Genomic DNA, 18,668 nt, shown 5'->3' with positions numbered 1-18,668 from the left:
AATTTTGGGCGGCCACCGACATTGCAAGCCTTTTTTGCGTATTTTTTCCTTATTTTCAGTGCGTTACGTGCTCGATTTTTGTCGTGTAGTGTGAGGTATGATGGATGAGGATCGTCATTACATTGACTATGTTTCAGTCTACTGTCCCCCCTCGATATATTCTAGTTGTGATTGTGAGCGAAGATCTCTATTGTATGATAATCCAGATGAGCTGGATAAATATGACCCTAGGAAAATTTGGTTAAAAGATATCAATAGTAAGGCTTTATTGTTGTTGAGGAAAAATATGCAGGATTTGCTGTATCACGCATTTTTGGCTGGTCAAGAGTGCCAAAGAAATATCTTGCGTGAGAAGACTAAGAAACGACAAGGGCAATTGACTGGTCAGAATAAGAAAGGAGAGAAAACTGCCGCTCATACTCAAGTTCTCCATCTTGCTATAGATAAGTGGGTTAAGCAGCACTCGATTAAGAAGATTTCAAATTTGAAGCCGAAGATGTTAGAGTCCTTTATTTTCGAAGAGGCCGGTGAGCCGGAGTGGGTGAAGATAATAGAGTCTGCGCAGGAGGCTGCTAGAAAGCGTGCTCGAGCCAGAAAGAAGCAGGGAAATTATCCAAAAAAACAAGAAGACCCGGGTATTCGTCTGATCAAGAATGTTCTAACGCCATACAGGACAAAGCTCTTAGAAGAGGTTCGACAAGCTCTAGATTGAGGGAAAATTCCTTTTGGTTGAATCAGCTGAAGAGAATTTGCTCGGAGTTTACTGGCAGCCCGGCGTGGCGTAGAATCTGATCGAGGTAGTCTTCCGGATCGTCATACATGAAGACGACATGATTATCGAGGAAGTCCTGCGGTTCGTTCTCGTCGGACCAGTGCTCAATCGCGCTGCGGCGCGTGGGGGAAATGATCCAGGAATCCAGCGTCACCAGTGGATCGTTCAAGCGCTCCTTCTCAATCTCTTTGATCGTGTGATGAAACTGAATCTTGGCGTCTTGGAAGGCCCGGGCGTGGCGGAGACCATGCGGATCGAGGAAGAAGATGTGCTGCTGGTTGCCTTCCATCATCCAAAGGATGAAGTCGGGATAGAATCCGCCCTCCGCGAAAAAGGAAATCCCTTTTCCTCGGCTCTGATTGCGGAGGAGGTAGAGTTCCTTGTCGGCGAGGAATCCACCTTTCTCGCGTGCGACCCAAGCTTTCAAGTCGTGGCAGAATTGCGTCTCGTGTTTGTTGAGAGCGGTGGGTTTGATCGAGACCTTCAGTTCGCCGTCGGCGACGTGGATGAGCGGCTGGTAGAGGTGATTGGCGAAGTTGAAGAGCTCGACGTTGTGGGCGTTGTAGGGCTGCAGGTTCCCGTTCTCCAGTTTTCCTTTGATGACTCCCAAGTCGGTGATCAGTTGGTCGCGGCTTTTGTCGATCGTAGCCAGATACTCGGTGCGCAGGTTGCGCAGGAACTGGGCGTTGTAGGTCTCCCCAGGGGCTTCGAGAATCTGTTGGATGGTCCGGTATTCTTGGAAGGGAGCGTCGTGCTCGTCCCGGTGGTAGTCGTAGAACTTGCGGATGTATTTCAATACCAGATCGGTGGCAATTTCCTGCCAAAGTGCGACATCGGCGAAACTGCGAAACGCGAGAATTCCCGGTGGTAGGTAGAGCTGATACCAGTCGGTCTGGGCCAATAACTCTCGCACCTGTTCCCGGTCGATTTCCAAGTTATAAAGGGCGTTCTTCCGTTTGTAGCGCAGGGCGGCGAGGTAGATGGCATCGTAGTCGAGGAACTTGCGGTTCTCTGCGCTCAGCGTCTGTGGCTGGGGTTGGATGCCATCATTGTACTTGTCGGTCAGCTTGTAGCGCGAATGCAGGCTGCTCAAGCGGCCGAACCAGTCGGCGGTGACGAGGCCGCGCAGGCGCTTCTTTTTCAGAGGCAAAACGGTGGTTTCCTTGAATTCAGGCTTGTCCTTCTTCGGTAGGATGACCTTTAGGTCGGTGCGGGCGAGGTTTTCGATGGTGGGCAGGGCGATTTCGACCTTGTCGCTTTCTTTGACCACCCCTTCCTCGTCGATGTATTCGCGGAAGGTGTCCATGTAGTCGGCGCGGATGCCAAAGACATTGAGGGTCTCGAGCTCAATGAGGTGGTCGGGGTGTTCCTCGTTGCGCAGAGCGTTGGAGCGCTTGAGGCCGAAGTTCTTGCCCTTCAAGCGCACCCCACGTCCGAAGAGCTGAATGATTTGCGAGCCCTCGTTGCGGCCGACATTGATCAGACCCATCGCGGAGACGCGCCAGCAGCTCCAGCCTTCGGTGAACATCTTGGCCCCGATGAGCACCCGCGTTTTGCTACGCGCGTCCTTGATGCCGTCAAAGAGCGAGACCCCGAACTCGCGTTCGCTCGCCACCAAGGATCGTGAACCTTCCTCTTGCCTGCTGTCCTCGTCGATCCGATCCCAGAGCTTCTTGCCCTCGCCCACTTTGATGACCCCGAAGTAATCCGGCGACTGACCAACACGGAGGCCAATCTCGCTGATCGATCCCGTGAAGTAGTCCGCGTGCAGGGGGGCGGCATGGGAGCTGTGGAAGCAAAGCCGTAGGATGTCGCTGTAAAGGCGTGAGGCTGCGTCCTCTTCCGTGACCGGATACTGCGCCCGCAGGTAGTGGAAGGCTCGGGCGAAAACCGCACCTCCATCTCCGAAGTTGAGTTGGTCGCGCAACAGTTGGTCGAGGATGGTGACGGCCTCATTCTCTTGCGAGCAGAAGCGGGCAAAGAAGCGGATGGCTTGAATGACGTCGGTCTCCTCGCGGTTGTTCTCGTTCTTGCCCTCCTCGTCGTATTTCTTTTTCCCTGTAACCGAGCCGCCGACGAGAATCATGAGGGGGCTTTCCAGCAGGTAAGGCGCGAAGGCCGGGCCCTTGTCCTCGTGGAGTTTGCATTGTTGGAAAAAGCGCGCCAGGCAGGCGACGAGGTAGCTGTGTTGGATTTCCGCCGCGTGGGTGCCGGGCTTACGGTCGTAGTTGAGAATCTCGAACTCCTTGCCGTAGCCGTCGTGGTAGAAGCGTTTGTAGGAATAGTCGAAGAGGATGCTCCGCGCATAGAGATCGCCCATCTCTTGCGCCTTGGTGGCCGAAAGGGAATTGAGCGATTGGCCAAAGGTGGCGGAGAACTCCAGCGAGAAGCCCTCCGCGCAGAGCGCCTGCCGATTCTTGAATTCCGTATCTCCAGCGAGACCACGATGGCCTTCGTCGATGAGGACGATGTTGTTCGTTCCCAGTTCCGCGATGTCCACAGTGGTGAGGCCGGTTTTTTCCTTGAGCTTGGTGATCTCGATGACTTCCACCAGACCGCGTTCGTCGAAGCCGGGCAAGGTGCCTTGATTGTCCTTGGAAAAACGCCGGGCCGGGATGCCGGAGAGGTGCAGGTCTTCGAGGTGCTGGGCGGAGAGGCCTTCGTTGGGCGTGATGAGGAAGGTCTTGTTGAACTCTTTTTCCAGCTTGCGTTCGCGCAGATAGTGGCGCAGTTGGAGGTGCTGGCAGTGCATCAAGAGGGTCTTGCCTGATCCCGTAGCGGCCCAAATGGCCAGCTTGTGTAGGTCGTCGGGCTGGAACTTGGGAATTGCCAACTTCTTGCGCTGCGCCGCTGGCAAATCGTCAAAGCGCTCGTTGAATTCCTGTCGGTAGTTGTTGAGCCGGTTGAGCAACTCGCTCGATTCGTCGCGTTGCGCCCGCGTCCAGTAGTCGAGGTAGAATTCGCTGAAGAGAAGGATCAGGTATTGGAAGGGCAGGGGATAGATCTCCCGGCTCTCGCGCTGGTTGCGCAAGCGGGTGATGGTCTGCCAGTGGGTGACGAGGTTCAGGTCGTAGGCAATGAGCTCATCGGTGGTGAGGCGGCAGTCGGAATTCTCGGCAAGGACGGCTTCCAAGGCGCGGCGGTAGTGAAAGACGTTTTGTTCGTCCCAGCCGAGCTCGCATTTTTTGAGGGCTTCGTTGAGGGCGGTGAAGCCCTGTTCGTAGTCGGAGAATCCGAGCTGGTGGATCATCCAGTGGGCGAGGACGAGGCGTTGTTTGATATTCGAGTTCATGCTGGGAGGAGATTTCTTTAGAACGGTCAGATTCTTCTGATCGGTCGGATCTTTTCAGATGGGGAGGGTTTTCTTGCAGTCAGGGTAGCCGGTGCAGCCCCAGAATTGGGAACCTTGGTTCGCACCGGCTCTGGCGGTGCGGACCGCCATGGGCTTGTCGCAATCGGGGCAGCTGGGATTCTTCAGATCTTGCCGATCAGACGGATCCGGTCGATCTGGCTTGTTCGCCCTACGGGCGATTCTTTCGGCGAAGAGCTGTTCCTTGTAGCCGCCTTCCTCAAGGAAGGCCTGTTCCATGGCGATGAGCTGCTGGTCGAGCAGGTAGTTCGCCTGGTGGATCAGGCAGATCACCGCGTTGGCGCGGTGGGCGGGGTCCTCGTGCTCGAGGTGTGAGCGGTAGAGGGCGTAGCGGGCGCGGTCGCCTTTGTCATCTGGCGAGGCCAGATGAAGAGCCGACGGATCGGTCGGATCCGTCCGATCGGACCGATCTCTTCTTTGGCACTGCTGTGCCAAAGCACGCACCCCGCTGGCGCGGGGGTCGTCCTTTTCCCAAAGAGGAAGCGCGTTCTGGCGGAGGTAGTCCTCGAAATCGAGGAGCAGCTCCTCCAGCGAGGCGCGGGCGACGTTGGTGAGCTTGAGTTCGGAGTGGGTGCTGGTGGAGGCGGCGCGGTTGCCCTCCGCGATATTCTGGCGACCACTGCGGGCGGCCTGCACCATCTGGTCGGTGGTGCGGGAGTAGGGATCGATGAAGGCCTTGCAGAAAGAAACCGTGGCATCGTAGATGAGCGTGCTCGTCTGGAAGGAGGCCAGCTTGCGGTAGCCTCCGGAGGGACGGAGCTTCTTCTTTTTCATGGTCGGTCGGATTCCTTGGAACAGTCGGTTTTAGTCGGGGCACTCCAAACTAGGGTCTCGGCCACCTCTCCAATGCTGTCTTGGAAAGCCACTTGGCCCGCTCAAGGATGGACTCCTCGTTCCATGCATCGCGGGACAGGAGCCACCTTGTGATCTCGAAATGAGTATTCTCCAGCTTCGCCTTTTTCTCCGCAAAGGGAAGGTTGCCGAGAGAGGCGTTGTATCCGGTAAGAGTGAGATTCCCCAGGGTGTCGAGCCACCGTTCAAAGGTCAGCTCCCAGTCGTTCCCGAGCTCAACCTTCCATTCCTGCGTAAGGGTTTGCGGAAGAATGTGCTCAATCGTCGCCGAGTTCGGATCGACCGGTTCCTTGTGTTTTTGCGCGATTTCCAACTCGACCAGCAGAAAACGCACGACTTTCTTGCGCTGATACACCCGATCTCTGGTGAGGGATTCCTCGAACTCTTCGTCTGTTGGCCAGCGGCGTCCGCCATTGCCGGTCTTCAGCCTATCCCGCAACCAGGCCACAATTCCGTCGTCCGGATATTGGCCACAGAGCTCGAGGCTAACCTTGTTGAGGGCGTTGGTGGGAACCCCGCAGACCGCCCTCCGGACATAGAAACTTTCGATGAGGGTGAGGCAATGAACAAACTCGTCCGTCGAAAGTGCCTCAACCGCGTAACTGTCGTAGAGACGCAACAGCAGGGGGTAAAACACCTTGGTGTCGAGTGCCGCCAGAGCATGGAGCTTTGCCGAGGCCCGGGGGTTGTCCAGCTTGTCGGGTTGGAGGAACTTCTCATAGGCGAACGCTGCCCGTTTCATCTCCCCAAGCCCCGCCTTCACCGCTTCACTGTCTTCCAGCGGCTGGAAATGCGCTTTCATGGCGGTGTAAATCTCGCTCTTGCGCACGTTCTTCCCCAACCGCATGAGATAGTGGCGCATAAATTCACTGACTTCGGTGCCGAGGGCGTCCTCCATCGGCTTCCACATCGAGTCATAGATCTGCTGCTGGACTCCCCCGGAGGAGGTCGTGTGGGGGAAACGCATGAGGATGTAGTTCCTGACCAGATCCGACTGCGTCAGGGGCTCGCCCTTGTGGTTCAGGCTCTCGAAAATCAGGTAGGGATCGTCAGATTCCGAGAGATTGATCATCACGACCAGGAGGGCCTGACAAATGACATCGAGAACGATTCGGGCGTCGAGAGGCTCTCCCTCCTCATCCGATCCCTCGAGAGCCCTCTTGAAGTAGTTGTATGCCTGAAAAACACGGGACTCGGCGAATTCGTCGCTCTCTTTTGATCTCACCAGAGCTTTGAAAGCCTCCCGGTCAACCTGGGTCGGGACGAGTTTCAGATCATCAGGTTCCTCTTCATGGGGGTTGGTGAGATAGCCATCGATCTTTGCGACGGTTTTCTCGTACCCGTCGCTGACGCATTTCTCACGAATCGCGGCAAGCAGAATTGACAGGGTGGTGAGGCGCTGCTGGCCATCAATGACGAAGTGCTTCGTCACCCCCACCGGTTTCGAGACTGCGGGAACGCTGACAACGGCCCCCATGAAATGCTGCGAGCGATCATTGGGATCATACTGTTGGAGAATGTCTTCCCAGAGTGCTTTCCAATGCTTCTGCTCCCAGGAGTAGGGCCGTTGAAAGAGCGGAATCAGGCTCTGTTTTTCGCCGTTGAAGTATTCGAATATTTTGACGGGTGAAGCGTCCATGCGTGTTCTGATGTGAGTAGTGTTAATCCTCCGGGTTCCCGGTGTTGGCAAACATGCGTTCGTAGAAAACTTCCTCGATGCTGTGGATCTTGGAGTTGGGGTCGGCCAGGGTGTGGTCGCCGTTGAGGTAGAGGGCGTGGAACTCGGTGTCGGCGGGGTTCAGGCGGATGGCTTGCGCAAAGGCCCGCAGGTCCTCGTTGTCGCTCACCGGCCAGTCGAGGCGGTGGCGCTCGGCGACGTCGGGATTGGCTTCGAGGCGGCGCCAGATGATGAGGATGGGTTGGCCCTCGGGGTTCTCGCCCTCGATGGTGAGAAAGGCGCCGGGCTTGTCCTTGGTCCCCTGCACGCGCACCTCGCGCACGGTGACCCCGAGGAGGTAGTGGAAGGTCTCCACCAGATCGACCACCCGTGCCTCCCCGCGCCCGGTGTGGGGATCGTGGATCTTGAGCTGGCAACCCCAGGGATCGCGGAAGTGCTCCAAATTCATGAGGTGCCCGCGCGTCTCGAGATCGAGCAGGTAGGAGAAGAGGTAATCCTCCCGCACCCCCTCGCCGAGCCCCAGCAAGTCCGGCGTACGGTCCGCGCCGAGGTCGAGGTTGTTGAGCGCGTCCTCGTAGGACTCCAGGCGCAGGTATTTGAAGCCGTGGGAAAGGCCCTCTTTCCCATTTTGAACTCCTAATTCTCTATTCTCAATTCTCACCGGTTTGCCGTCTTTCCATTCGGCGGAATAGACCACTTTCTGGAGACGCGGTTTCAGCACGGTGTCGAAGTGATCGCCCATCTCGACGAGGATGTAGCGGCGGCTGCCCCCGTCTTCGCGGTTGAGGTTGATGACGGCGTGACCAGTGGTGCCCGATCCGGCAAAGTAGTCGAGGGTGAGATCCTGAGAGAAACAACAGAGGCTAACCAATTCCTTAATCAGTCCAGATGGCTTCGGGCTTTCGAATGCGGTGTTCAAATTGAACAAGGCGCCCATCTCGGCTGAACCTTTTGTATTCAAGGGGACAAAATCCCAAATCGAGCTATAAGTGACACCATCCCTTAAGTCTTTTAGAAATCGTTTCAACTTCGGCCGACCGGTTCCTGATTCACCGAAATAAATCTCATCAGATTCTAAGAGTTCTTTTATTTTTTCTCTGTTGAATCTCCAGTTTCCGTTAGATGAGGGGTAGTGGTCTTCTCCAGTGTTAGGATTCGTTATCGGATAGTAGAGGGATTCGACATAGCGACCTCCTTTGACATTTGCCATTAAATCACCCGCTGACCATGGCCCTTTAGGGTGATTGTCTGGGTTCCGAAATCTTGACTTTTGATCGTTGCTCCGAGGCCGTAGACGAAGGGTTGATTCGCTGGGGTTCTTAGCAAAAAGTTCGATGTATTCGTGTTGTGTGCCAATAATTTGGTCATTTGGAGGACTGCTTCGCTTCTTCCAAATGATTTGTTCCAAATGGGACTGCTTTCCGAATACGAGTTTCCCTAAAATCACTAACTTTTCTGACTCCCAGTCGTCGATGCTAAAAAGATTTAATCCTGTCGATGTAATTAGATTTTTAGCAAGAACGATTCGCTCGAAAAGCATGGTCATCCAGCTTGAGTGCTGATATGCATCTTTGTAGGGAAATTCATCGTTACCCGTATTATAAGGCGGGTCGATATACACGCACTTCACTTTCTCCCGATACCGTTCCTGCAAGAGATTCAGCGCTTGGAAATTCTCCGAATGAATCAACAAGCCATCCAACTGCTCCTCCAGATCCTCCATCGCGCCGAGCAACTGCCACTTGAATGCCGCCGGGTAGAATACGGTGTCGAGCATGAGCTTGTCGTGGGCGCGTAGGAACTCGGTGGTGAGCTTGCCGTCGGCGGGGTAGTCCGCCAGCTCGTCGAGGGCGTAGAGCCGGATCCACTCGTCCTTTTGGCTGCGCATCTCGCCATCGGGGCGGCGGATCTTGTCGTCGACGTGTTTCAGCAGGGTCGCGATGAGGGCCTCGCCCTCTTTCTCCAGGGCGAAGACGCGGTCGAGGGTGAAGCAGTAGTGGGTCTCGGTGACGTATTTCTTCTTTAGCCAGAGCTTTTTCTGGAAGTTCTCGAGCTGGGCGAGGAAGCGGATGAGGTGGTGGGCGATGGTGCGCAGGGCCTTGATGAGGCGGACGCGGGTGGTGAGGTAGTCGGTGGACTTCTCGTCGATGTCGTCGAGGTGCATGACCTCGTTCTTGATGTAGAAATCCAGCTCGCCGCGCAGGAAGTGGCCGAGCTGCTTGTGGATGAAGAAGTCGGCCTCGTTCTTGCGGGTGTAGTTGCTGAGGTGGCGGGTGAGGAGGTTGTTCTTGGCCCCCTCCGGGGTGTGGGCGAGGGCTTCCTGCCACTTCTGGCCGGGGAGGAGCTGGAGGAGGTGCTCGATCCAAGCTTCGCTCTCCTTCTTGGTGCGGGTCTTGTCGACGATCTTGAAGTGGAAGCCGATGACGAGGGCCTCCCGGCCGTCGGCGTCTTGGCTGGTCTCGATGCGGGGCGTGCCGTCCTCGGCGAGGTCGAGGTGGAACTCGCGCTTGGCGTTGTTGTTGTTCAGCACCGGGTCCTGGCGCTGGCACTTGAACTGCACGCGGCTGCCGCCGAGCCCGCCGGGGGCACTCTCGGGCAGGGTGAAGGTGTAGTCCTTCAAGTCCTTGGAGGACTTGATGTAATATTGGTCCTTGTTGGCCCAATGGAGCATCACCTCCTCGCCGGAATAGGGCACCGCATAGGGGGCGTCGCCGGCCTTGATGCGGCGCTTGGAGAGGAAGTCGGCCTCGTCGTAGTAGCGGGAGAAGAACTCGGTGAGGTGGGAGTAGATCTCGGCCTCAAGCTGGGCATTGGCCTGTTCTCCGCCGGATTCCAGTTCTTCGCGTAATTCCATCCACAGTTGTCCGTCAGCGGATTCCTTGGCCGGGCCGTCGGTGAGCTTGCCGTTGGCGAAGGCGAGCTGGCCGTAGTTGGTTTTGATTTTTCCGGCGGTGGCCTCCAGCTGGCGTTCCAGCTCCACGGTATTGAGCTCGCCCATCTCGCGCTGGACGATTTTCTTGAGGGTGGGGGCGTCGGGGTCGTTCTCAGGTGGTTCTTCGAGGCCGAGGAAGACGCGGATGTGCTTCTGGCGGGCCTTGATGATGCGGTGGATGCCGAAGTCGAGGTCGGCTTTCTCGAGCTCGAAGAGTTCGGAGAGCTGGGCGGCGAGTTTGTCGTAGGGTTCTGACATTGGGAAAAGATCGGTTTAGTTGAGCTCGAATTGAGGCATGATGCGCTTCATGTATTGGTCGAAGAGGGGGACGGTGAAGGCAGTGTCGCCGTGGCTGGGGCTCCAGACCATTCCCTTGGCTATGAGCTTGGCCCGAGTGGGGGCAAGGGACTGGGAAGTGCGGTCGAGGATGTCGGCGATGTCCCCGCTGCGGTGGGGGCCGGAACCGAGTTCGGCCATGGCGCGGAGGTATTTTTTTTCCAAAGGGGTGAGGCGGTCGAAGCGGACGCGGAAGAAGCTGGCGTCGAGGGCGGCGGTGGCACTGGCGGTGGCCTGCTGGCAGTCGGCGAGGGTGATGGGCGAGGCGGTGGCGATGTCCCAGGAGTGCTTGCCCCATTCCTGCAGGAAGTAAGGATAGCCCTGAGTCTGGCTGATGAGGTAGTCGAGAGCTTCGGGCTGAAAGGCGACGCCTTCCTCCTCTGCTGGGAGGACGAGAGCTTCGCGGGCTTGTTCAGGCTCCAAAGCTCCGATGAAGGGGAAGTCGAAGAGGCGTTCGGCATAGGATTTGGCCTTGCCCATTTGCCCGGTGAGCTGCGGGAGGCCGGCGCCAACAAGGGTGACCGGGAGGCTGAGTTGGGCGATTTTGTGCAGGGCCGAGATGAGGTGGGAGAGTTGTTCCTCGGGCACGTATTGGAGCTCGTCGATGAAGAGAATGAAGGAGGACTCGGCGGCTTGGGCAGCCTGCCCCACGGCTACGAGGAGATCCTGGAGGTCGCTTTCGAGGTCTCCATTGTCAGCGAGACCGGGCTCGGGGTCGAAATCGAGACCCACTTCAAGATCGTCGTATTTGACTTTCAGTTTCGCAAAGCCTGCGAGCGCACGCAGGGCGCGTTGGGCAAGGGATTTTGCCTTCTCCAGACGGGACAGCTTGATGAGGGTCTGTCTAAGCTGTGGGGCTAGGATGCCGGGGAGGGACCGGTGCTCGGGGGCCTCGATGCGGATGGTGTAGTGCCCGTCGGCTTCGGCCCGATTGCGCATGTGGTCGAGCAGGACGGTCTTCCCCACGCCCCGCAATCCTATCATGAGGACGCTCTTGCTCGTGCGACCGAGTCTGATGCGCTCAATGGCGATGTGAACCTGTTCCCGCAATCTGTCTCGCCCGGCAAATGCAGGCGGGGGAGAGCCCGCGCCAGGTGAATAGGGATTGCGAATCGGATCCATGTGGACGTTCTAATGAAGTTACCCGAGTTTACAAGAAAAAGATAAAATGGGGTAACTTTGCTAGAAATGGACGAAATTAGCGAATGTGGAAGTGGATGCTGAAGTGTTCCTGCTCACTCTGTCCTTGGCTGAGGCGGCCTTCAAGCTCGCTGATGAGCTGGTCGCGTTGATTCTCGATGTCGTCCTCGATGTCGTCGATCTCGCGGCGGGCGCGGCGTTTGCGTTTCTCGGCGCGGCGGATGTCTTCCTGAAGGCGGTGTTGGTCTTCGAGGGTTTCGGCCTGGCGGGCTTGGTTGCGGAGGGCGCGGATCTCGGCTTTGACTTGAACGAGTTGGGCTTCGGCGGCGCGGATTTTGTCGTCGGCCCAGCGGTCGATTTGTTCGGTGGCTAGGCGGAAGTGGCGGTTGTTGCGCTCGATGGACTGGCTGAGGGTGGCCTCGCGGTGGCGACGGGCGGCCTCGTCGAGGCGCTCGCGGTGGAGGGGCGGGAGGGTGGCGGGCTCGCTGGCGGTGCAGGTGCAGGTGAGGAGGCGCTCGGCGGTCTCGGGGTCGAGGGTGGGCCCGGGCTGGCCGTCCTCCTCGAGATGGGCGGTGACGAGGAGGAAGTGCTCGGTTTCGTAGGACTGGACGGTGAGTTGGTGGAGGCGGAGGTAGCCGGATTTTCCCCGCAGGGGGTCGAGCTGGGAAATCTTCGTCGGATGAGCGTCGAGGTCGAAGGTGAGAGCCGCAGCCGGGGTGGCGAGGGCCTGGCCTTGCGCGAGCACGTATTCGCCGAGGGGATGGGTCAGGCGAAAGAGGAAGTGGGAGGCAGGCAGGGAGGTGTTCTTCACCGCGTCGGGGCGTTGCCGGGAGATGAGGTGGTAGGTGCCGCGCGGGGCTTGGGCGGTGAGAACTTGTCTGAGGGTGAAGGCGAGCTGGTCCTCGTGCCAATCGGCGGAATCGGCGATGATGTGGCGGCTGAGCTGCCAGAACTGGCGGGCGATGCGGTCGAGGCGTAGTTCGGCTTCGGCGAGTTCGAGCTTGAGGCGCTGGTGGACGTCTTCGTCGAAATGCTCGAGGAGGGCCTCCCGGGTGTCGGAGAGGCGGTTCTCGATTTGCTCCTTCAGCTCGTCCTGGAGTTGATTGAAGGCGGCTTCGATCTGCTCTGGATTGCGGCAGGTCTGGTAGATGGCGAGGACGCGTTTCTCAAAGTCGACCCCACTCTCGATGGCACCGAGCACTTCATCGGAGGCCCCAAAGACCTCGTCGAAGAGGCGAAACTTCTCGGCGAGGAGCTGGTGAACCCGGCGGTCGGCCTGATTGCGGGTGTTGAGGAAGTTGATGACGACGACGTCGTGCTTTTGGCCGTAGCGGTGGCAGCGGCCGATGCGCTGTTCAACCCGTTGGGGGTTCCACGGCAGGTCGAAGTTGATCACCAACGAGCAGAACTGCATGTTGACGCCCTCGGCGGCAGCCTCGGTGGCGATCAGGATGGTGCCGTGGTCGCGGAAGTGCTCGACGAGAGCAGTGCGGATGTCGATGGGACGGGAGCCGGAGATGCGATCAGTGTCGGCGTTCTTTGCCAACCATTGCTCATAGATGGCCTTGGCAGCGGGGTCGTTGTTGGAGCCGTTGAAGAGGATGACCTTTCCCCGGTAGCCGTTTTCTTCCAAGTAAAGGGCGAGAGCGTCCTGAGTGCGGCGCGACTCGGTGAAGATGAGGGCGCGCTCGTTGGCTCCGGTCTCCGCCATTTTGTCGAAGCCGAGACGCAGGGCAGTGAGTAGTTCCTTGGTTTTTGTTTCGAGGGATATGCGGAGACCTTGCGCGATGAGTTTCTCCAAGTCCGCGATTTCTTCGGTCAGGGCGGTGATGCTGATGGGGGGAAGATCGGGTTGCTCGTTGTCCAGGGGCTCGGCCTCGCCAATTTGGTCGAGCAGCTCGTCAAGCAGGTCGCTGCCGGATTCGCTATCGGTGGTGAGGTCGTCGATCAGTCTGACATTCTGGTTCTTGCCGTCGCGCAAGTCGTGCAGGCCGCGGAGGAGGGATTGCAGGGTTCCCAGAATGGCTTCGGTCGAGGAAGCAAGCAGCTTGCGCAGAATGAGCACGAGGAGGTGGCGCTGGCCCTCGGGAAGACAGTAGAGATCCTCGCGTTGGATGAAGGTGGAGACTTCGTCGTAGAAGGTCTGTTCTTCGTCGGTGGGTTCGAAGGGGTGGGTGAGGGCCTTGCGCTCGGTGTAGTTGATGTATTCGGTGACATCGCGGCGCAGGGTGCGCTTGCAAAAGTGGCGCAGACGGTGCCGGAGGTGCGATAGATCGCCCCCGGCGCGCATGTATTGAGTGGCAAAGGTGGTGCGATCTCCAAAGAGGTTCTCGTCGATGAGGATGGAGAGCCCGTAAATTTCCAGCAGGGAGTTCTGCAAGGGCGTGGCGGTGAGGAGGATTTTCTTTCGTTCTTCAAGGGCGTAGCGAATGCCTTGGCCGGTCCGGTTACTGGGCCGGTAGCAGTTGCGGAGCTTGTGGGCCTCGTCGATGACGGCGAGATCGAATGGGATGCTCCTGATTTCGTCTTGGTGACGATTGGCGAAGGCGTAGGAGCAAATGAGGACTTCCTTGGCATCGAAGGGGCGGGGGTGGCCTCCTTTCTTCAGTTTGCGATAGGCGGGAGTGTCGAGAACCCGGCAAGAGAGGTGAAACTTCTCCTGTAGTTCCAGGGCCCACTGCTTGCGAATGGAGGCCGGACAGATGATGAGAATGCGCCGCTTCTTTTCCGCCCAGAGCTGGCAGAGAATGAGCCCGGCCTCGATGGTCTTTCCCAGCCCAACCTCGTCGGCCAAAATAACGCCCTTGGACAACGGTGACTGGAGGGCAAAGAGAGCGGCCTCGATTTGATGGGGGTTCAGGTCGACCTGCGCATCGAAGAGGGATTGCGAGAGTCGGCCAATGCCTTCGGGGTCTCGTAGGGAGAGGGAATGGGCGAAGTATTTGGCTTGGTGGTCGGTGAGTGACATACGAGTTCGCTAGGATAGAATTGGCCTCGTTGCGGTAGTAGGAAGCTCTCTTTTCCGGCTGGGATTGGAGGACGTCGCTCGATACGCTAACAAGGGTAGGCAGAGAAAGGGAAGGGTGAAGGGCGATTTGTTTCAGTGGGGATGGGAGTGCTTTTAAGCCCGAGGGGGCGGGTATGCGAATAGGGCCGGTAACAATTGGGCCAAGCAAGAACTTTGCCTAAGTGACATGCAAGATTCAGAGTTTTGCTTCGTTTCCTGTTCTGTATTCGCAAAAATGTCTGGGCCAGATGCGGAATGGAAAAGGTGGTCCTAAGTGTGATTAATGCTCTATTGTTGTGCATAAATTTCGTATCATTATTTGAAGAAAATAGGGCGTGGGAATCAAATCCCACGCCCCATTTGTCGTATTTCTAGGCGGCATCAATGAGCCGGGTAATCTCGTTACGCAGTCGGACTTTGTCGGCCAGAGGGAGTTGACGTGCTTGGAACAAGACGCTATTCAGCTGTGGCTTTCGAGTTTTTTTGGTTCTTCTTTGCTCTTTCTCCTTGGCAACCGATTGTCGGGCCTGTGGACCTTGCTTCCGAGGGCTTGGTGCCTGCTCTGGTTTTGTTGCAGGAGAGTCAGGCTGTGTTTCGGGTGTGCTCTTAGGTGGGTCATGATGGGTAACCGGACTAGGCTCGGCTTCCACGGCGGAGGCCTTGTAACAGCTTTCGACTGAGGGAGAGTTTTTCAACTTTTCGGCAAGTGCTTCAACGTTGACAAAATAAGGTTTTCGCTCTGCATCCTGCCGGGCTTGGATTTTCTTTTCACGGGCCCACTTCTTTATGGTGTTGACTGAGCAGTCGAATTGTTCGGCGGCGGCTTTACAATCGATCCATTCAGTGGTTTGCGAGTCCGGGGACTCTTGTTCGTTTTTGTTTATGTTCATAGTTTATATAGGGGTTGAAAAATCGAGAATGAAGGCTCCTTGAAACTGGCAAGGAGCCAGGTTGTTTTTGAGAGTTCTCCAGTAAGAACCCTTTGGACAGACTGTCCGATTGGAGGCGTTGCTCCGAGGTTGGACGTTTCAGGCATGCCTCGCGGCATACCCTCCACAGAAACCCATCGGGCACCTCTCGATGCAATGGGCTTACTCCAGGACTATACGCTGGGGTGACAATGTGAATGAACGAGGACACGGACCGGAGCACCATTCTTAGTGCAGGTGACCTCTACCAACTGGTCGCCACGCTCGAAGCGGGCTTTACAGGCATCGCACTTTCCAAGTTGTCGCTTGAGTGCTGCCTTATTGATCCCTTTAGGGATATTTGGATAGGAGTCTGATCTTCCTCCCCAGTAATGCCAGTCGCCGTCGTAGTATGAACGGGTGATTTTTACCATGGGAGGAGACCAACCTGTAGGGGTGTCGCTGGCCTTGATGACCGTGACGTGCTCTCTATCACGGGGAGCGAAGGGGCTTTTGAAGGCCCAGTCCCTTTCCCGGAGTTCTCCGTCTCTTCGGCGAAGGGGTTTGCCGTAGGAATCGGTTTCCACCCCGCTGAAAAGATGCTCCTTCCGCCAGGTGGCGGACTTGTGCTTGAACCTTCTCTGTCCCCAATGGAGTAGAGCTTGGAAGGTTCGGTGATCGATCTTACTGAAGGTCCGCTTGGCATTGCAGTGGCGGTAATAGTTGGTCCATCCCTTTAACCTCTTGTTGAGGCGGAGTATCATGATTGAGACCTGGTCGGTTCCCTTTCTGTCTCTACGACAGCGGGACGCTCCCCGGTGCTTCATTATGATGAGAGTTCCTTTGATGAGGGCTCTGATTTCATTCAGGAGGTTTGCGACACTTTTGTCAGACGGCCTCACTATCAGGTAGGGAGGATCCCCCAGAGCTTTATCAGGTTCGTTGTATCTAGGCTTGTCGAAGTGTTGAAAGCGGAAGCCGATAAAGTTAAATCCAGCTTTTTCTCCGTCAACGGTCTTCGCAAGCGTGTGCCGTAATTTGGTCTTTTTGGTGTTGAGCTTAAGGTCGAACTTATCAAGGTAGGTCACGAGGGCCACCTCAGCTTGTTCGACGGTGGGTCTGTCTTTGTGGATGATTAGAAGATCATCCGCATAGAGAATGCTCTTAGGTGAGTGTGCGATCCCAGAGGATCGGAGGGACTCTTCTATGTGTGCCGGAAGTCCGGTCATCACTATGTTGGCTAGGAGAGGGCAGAGGGGGCCTCCCTGAGGGATGCCGTCATCGGCGGGCTCGCCTAGCGTGTTTAGCGTTCTTACGATGGCTTTTCGGATTGCGCTGGTGGAGTCGATGAGATCCATGAGTGCGTTCCGGTTTATGCAGTCAAAGAACTTTGAGATGTCTGCGTCGAGAACCCAAGCAGGGTTCTTACCTAACGTTAGCTCGATTTGACGTCTCGCGTCCTGCTGTCCCCGTCCTCTGCGGAAGCCGAACATTCTTGTGGGGAAGCGGGCTTCCCATTGGGGGTCGAGGGCCATCCGGATGAGCTCTTGGTGAGCTCTATCGGTGAGGTTGGGGATGCTGAGCTTGCGCATCTCGTCTGTCCCCGGCTTAGGTATCTCGATGTGTCGAGGCGGGGAGGGTTGATGACTCAGCCTCAGCCTGGATGCCATATCGTAACAGGCAGCAGGGGAGGGATTCTTGAGTCCGTCAGGACCGGCAGTCTTCTTGCCGGAACTTTGGATACTCACTTTCCGGACCGCCAATGCACGTGCATTGAAGGAGCGGGTGAGTTTCCGTTGGAGTTGGTGTATTCTTTCACTATTGTCACTCTTTGTTGCATGGTAGATCGCACATTGGATGGCGAAGATATTCCTCTGGACTCTTCCCCAATCAATTTTCTTCCAATCTTGGGCGGTGTTTGGCCGCGTTACTCTTTTGTGTTTCATGAGAATAAAAGACGTGCGTTCATTGGTCCTCTGGGCGAATTCAGCGTATTCTCCCGATTACAGGGAGGCGTTTGCTTGGTCGCCGACCTACCCGTGGTGGCATAAGGCTAGATCCCATCTCCCCGGATGATGGGGAGAAGCCATTCACGGTTTCCGAGTTTTCTTTGGGGTTTGTATATCGCCGAAGTTGTTACGCTCTCCACACCGCGATTCCCTCCCACCAATGGTGGAAAGCCTGACGGTCAACTGCCTCACACAACAGCAGTTGCAGGCTGGCCGGACTTGGAGTCCGACCGGAATTCGTCAATGGTCTTTACGGTGCTCACTAGAGTCGTTCACTATTCGTTTAACTCCCTCGGCTACAGGGCGGCCCGCTGCCCCCGGGGTCGCTTCTAGTGCGATACCCGGGAGGGGCTTTCCTTCACCTTCCGTTCGGTGGCTACCAGCACCCTTCTTGCAAAGTTGGCACAGCAGCACACCCCAAGGAAATGGAGATCGGGGTTGGACCGATACTCCCAGCTCCTTCTTCCTCTACTACATAAAGTAGGAAAGGCTCCTAGAGCTGATCTCGTCGCTTGAGTGAAAATAGAAATTGCAGGATATGTCAAAGAGCAGGGACTGAAGAGGGTTGCTCATTCAGCGGGCACTCTGGCCCGTGGTTTTGTCACGCGTCTCCACCTTCGGCCTGACCGTCGAGGTAGGCTTTCAGGCTCTCGAAGCACACAAGTCTGCGCCCAGTTTTGTGCCCTTTCTGCTTCAGAAGAACCGTCTTGATTTTACGGTTGCCGATGAGTGCGTAGAGGGTGGTTCTACCGATGCCAAAAAGTCTTACGGCTTCAGGAATACGGATGTAGACCGGGTCGCTATTGACCGTGGTGGCTTGTTTGGGTTCTGTCGTGGACATGGAGATAGTTGTCGTCAGGAAGATGATGGTTGCAACAAGTAACCAACCTTCGACGGCAACTGTGTATCGGATAAAGTTGGTTTATCCGCTTTCGGTGGTTTTTTTATAAAAAGCTCGTTATGAGTGCATTATGTCTATCCTGGCAAAGCCGTTCTGATCAGGTGAAAAAATGTTGCAGTGTGGATAGGCCTCGGGGACTAGATTTCTAGGGAGGGTGTTTTTCAGCCAATTTGTGAGAAACAGATCGGAGATGATCTATGCGGAATTGTGGGAGAATCTCGTCGAGTCAAGAGACGCAACTTCCCACTGCTACGTGTCATAATAAATTGAGAAAGAGTGAACCTCTTTTCTATAGAGAACTTTGAGGGTTGTTCTTTTGAAGAAGACCTATCATTTAACCTAGTAAATAACTTATGACTTCTCAATTAATGACTACCGGGTGGGCTGCTGGCTCGCCCCGTGCCTTTCGCCGCTGGCTTCCGACGCTTGTGGGACCGGTGTTCCTGTTGCTGGCTTCTTGTGAAAAGGAGCCGCCACCGAAGCCGGTGACTCCTCCGCCCCCCGTCACCGATACTGAGCCTGTGGGCTCAGGCTTGAAGGTGATTGGCTATGCCATGCTAGGGGCGGCGGTAGTTTGCGTGCTGGGCAAGATGCTCGACTAAATATTTACCCACAACGACTCGTGAACCCCCTTCCCTACCTCAAAGGATTTGCCTGGCTCTCGCTGATCGCGCTGGCTGGAACAATCTTCTCGGACTTTTGGCTGCCCATGCTTTTGGGAGCGGTGGTGGTGACACTGCTGTTCCGTCTAGCCCGGGTGCGC

At 56.4% G+C, this 18,668-nt stretch carries 10 protein-coding genes; 1 reads left to right on the top strand and 9 read right to left on the bottom strand.

Going from position 1 to position 18,668, the window contains the following annotated elements; genetic code table 11:
• Positions 1–190: 190 nt before the first annotated feature.
• On the top strand, positions 191–712 hold the full coding sequence (locus JIN78_RS15860; RefSeq protein WP_200392979.1) for a hypothetical protein: 522 nt from the start codon (positions 191–193) through the stop codon (positions 710–712).
• A gap of 22 nt (positions 713–734) precedes the next feature.
• On the opposite strand, the gene JIN78_RS15855 is transcribed toward JIN78_RS15860, so the two are convergent.
• The 9 genes from JIN78_RS15855 to JIN78_RS15815 all read right to left on the bottom strand — a co-directional run bounded on the left by JIN78_RS15855 (position 735) and on the right by JIN78_RS15815 (position 17,845).
• Complete coding sequence (locus tag JIN78_RS15855) at positions 735–4,064, bottom strand: DEAD/DEAH box helicase family protein (RefSeq protein ID WP_200392978.1); 3,330 nt, start codon at positions 4,062–4,064, stop codon at positions 735–737.
• A gap of 54 nt (positions 4,065–4,118) precedes the next feature.
• The gene (locus JIN78_RS15850) at positions 4,119–4,916 is read right to left on the bottom strand and encodes a four helix bundle suffix domain-containing protein (protein ID WP_200392977.1); all 798 of its coding nucleotides are present in this window, start codon (positions 4,914–4,916) and stop codon (positions 4,119–4,121) included.
• Between the two features lie 49 nt (positions 4,917–4,965).
• Entirely contained in the window at positions 4,966–6,633 is a 1,668-nt protein-coding gene (locus JIN78_RS15845; RefSeq protein WP_200392976.1) for a DUF262 domain-containing protein, read from the bottom strand.
• Between the two features lie 22 nt (positions 6,634–6,655).
• On the bottom strand, positions 6,656–9,862 hold the full coding sequence (locus JIN78_RS15840) for a site-specific DNA-methyltransferase (protein ID WP_200392975.1): 3,207 nt from the start codon (positions 9,860–9,862) through the stop codon (positions 6,656–6,658).
• A 15-nt stretch (positions 9,863–9,877) separates the two neighbouring features.
• Complete coding sequence (locus JIN78_RS15835; protein ID WP_200392974.1) at positions 9,878–11,062, bottom strand: ATP-binding protein; 1,185 nt, start codon at positions 11,060–11,062, stop codon at positions 9,878–9,880.
• Positions 11,063–11,138: 76 nt separating this feature from the next.
• Positions 11,139–14,048, bottom strand: coding sequence for an SNF2-related protein (locus JIN78_RS15830; protein WP_200392973.1), 2,910 nt, complete (start codon positions 14,046–14,048; stop codon positions 11,139–11,141).
• A gap of 410 nt (positions 14,049–14,458) precedes the next feature.
• On the bottom strand, positions 14,459–14,977 hold the full coding sequence (locus JIN78_RS15825) for a hypothetical protein (RefSeq protein WP_200392972.1): 519 nt from the start codon (positions 14,975–14,977) through the stop codon (positions 14,459–14,461).
• A gap of 212 nt (positions 14,978–15,189) precedes the next feature.
• Positions 15,190–16,941 (bottom strand): reverse transcriptase domain-containing protein, encoded by a 1,752-nt coding sequence (locus tag JIN78_RS15820; protein ID WP_200392971.1) that lies wholly within the window; start codon positions 16,939–16,941, stop codon positions 15,190–15,192.
• Positions 16,942–17,605: 664 nt separating this feature from the next.
• Positions 17,606–17,845 (bottom strand): helix-turn-helix transcriptional regulator, encoded by a 240-nt coding sequence (locus JIN78_RS15815; protein ID WP_200392970.1) that lies wholly within the window; start codon positions 17,843–17,845, stop codon positions 17,606–17,608.
• Positions 17,846–18,668 lie beyond the last annotated feature (823 nt).

It is taken from the genome of Roseibacillus ishigakijimensis (assembly GCF_016595415.1).
Taxonomy (GTDB): domain Bacteria; phylum Verrucomicrobiota; class Verrucomicrobiia; order Verrucomicrobiales; family Akkermansiaceae; genus Roseibacillus; species Roseibacillus ishigakijimensis.
The sequence above is the reverse complement of the archived record's forward strand: the minus strand, read 5'-3'. Positions and strand labels throughout refer to the sequence as shown.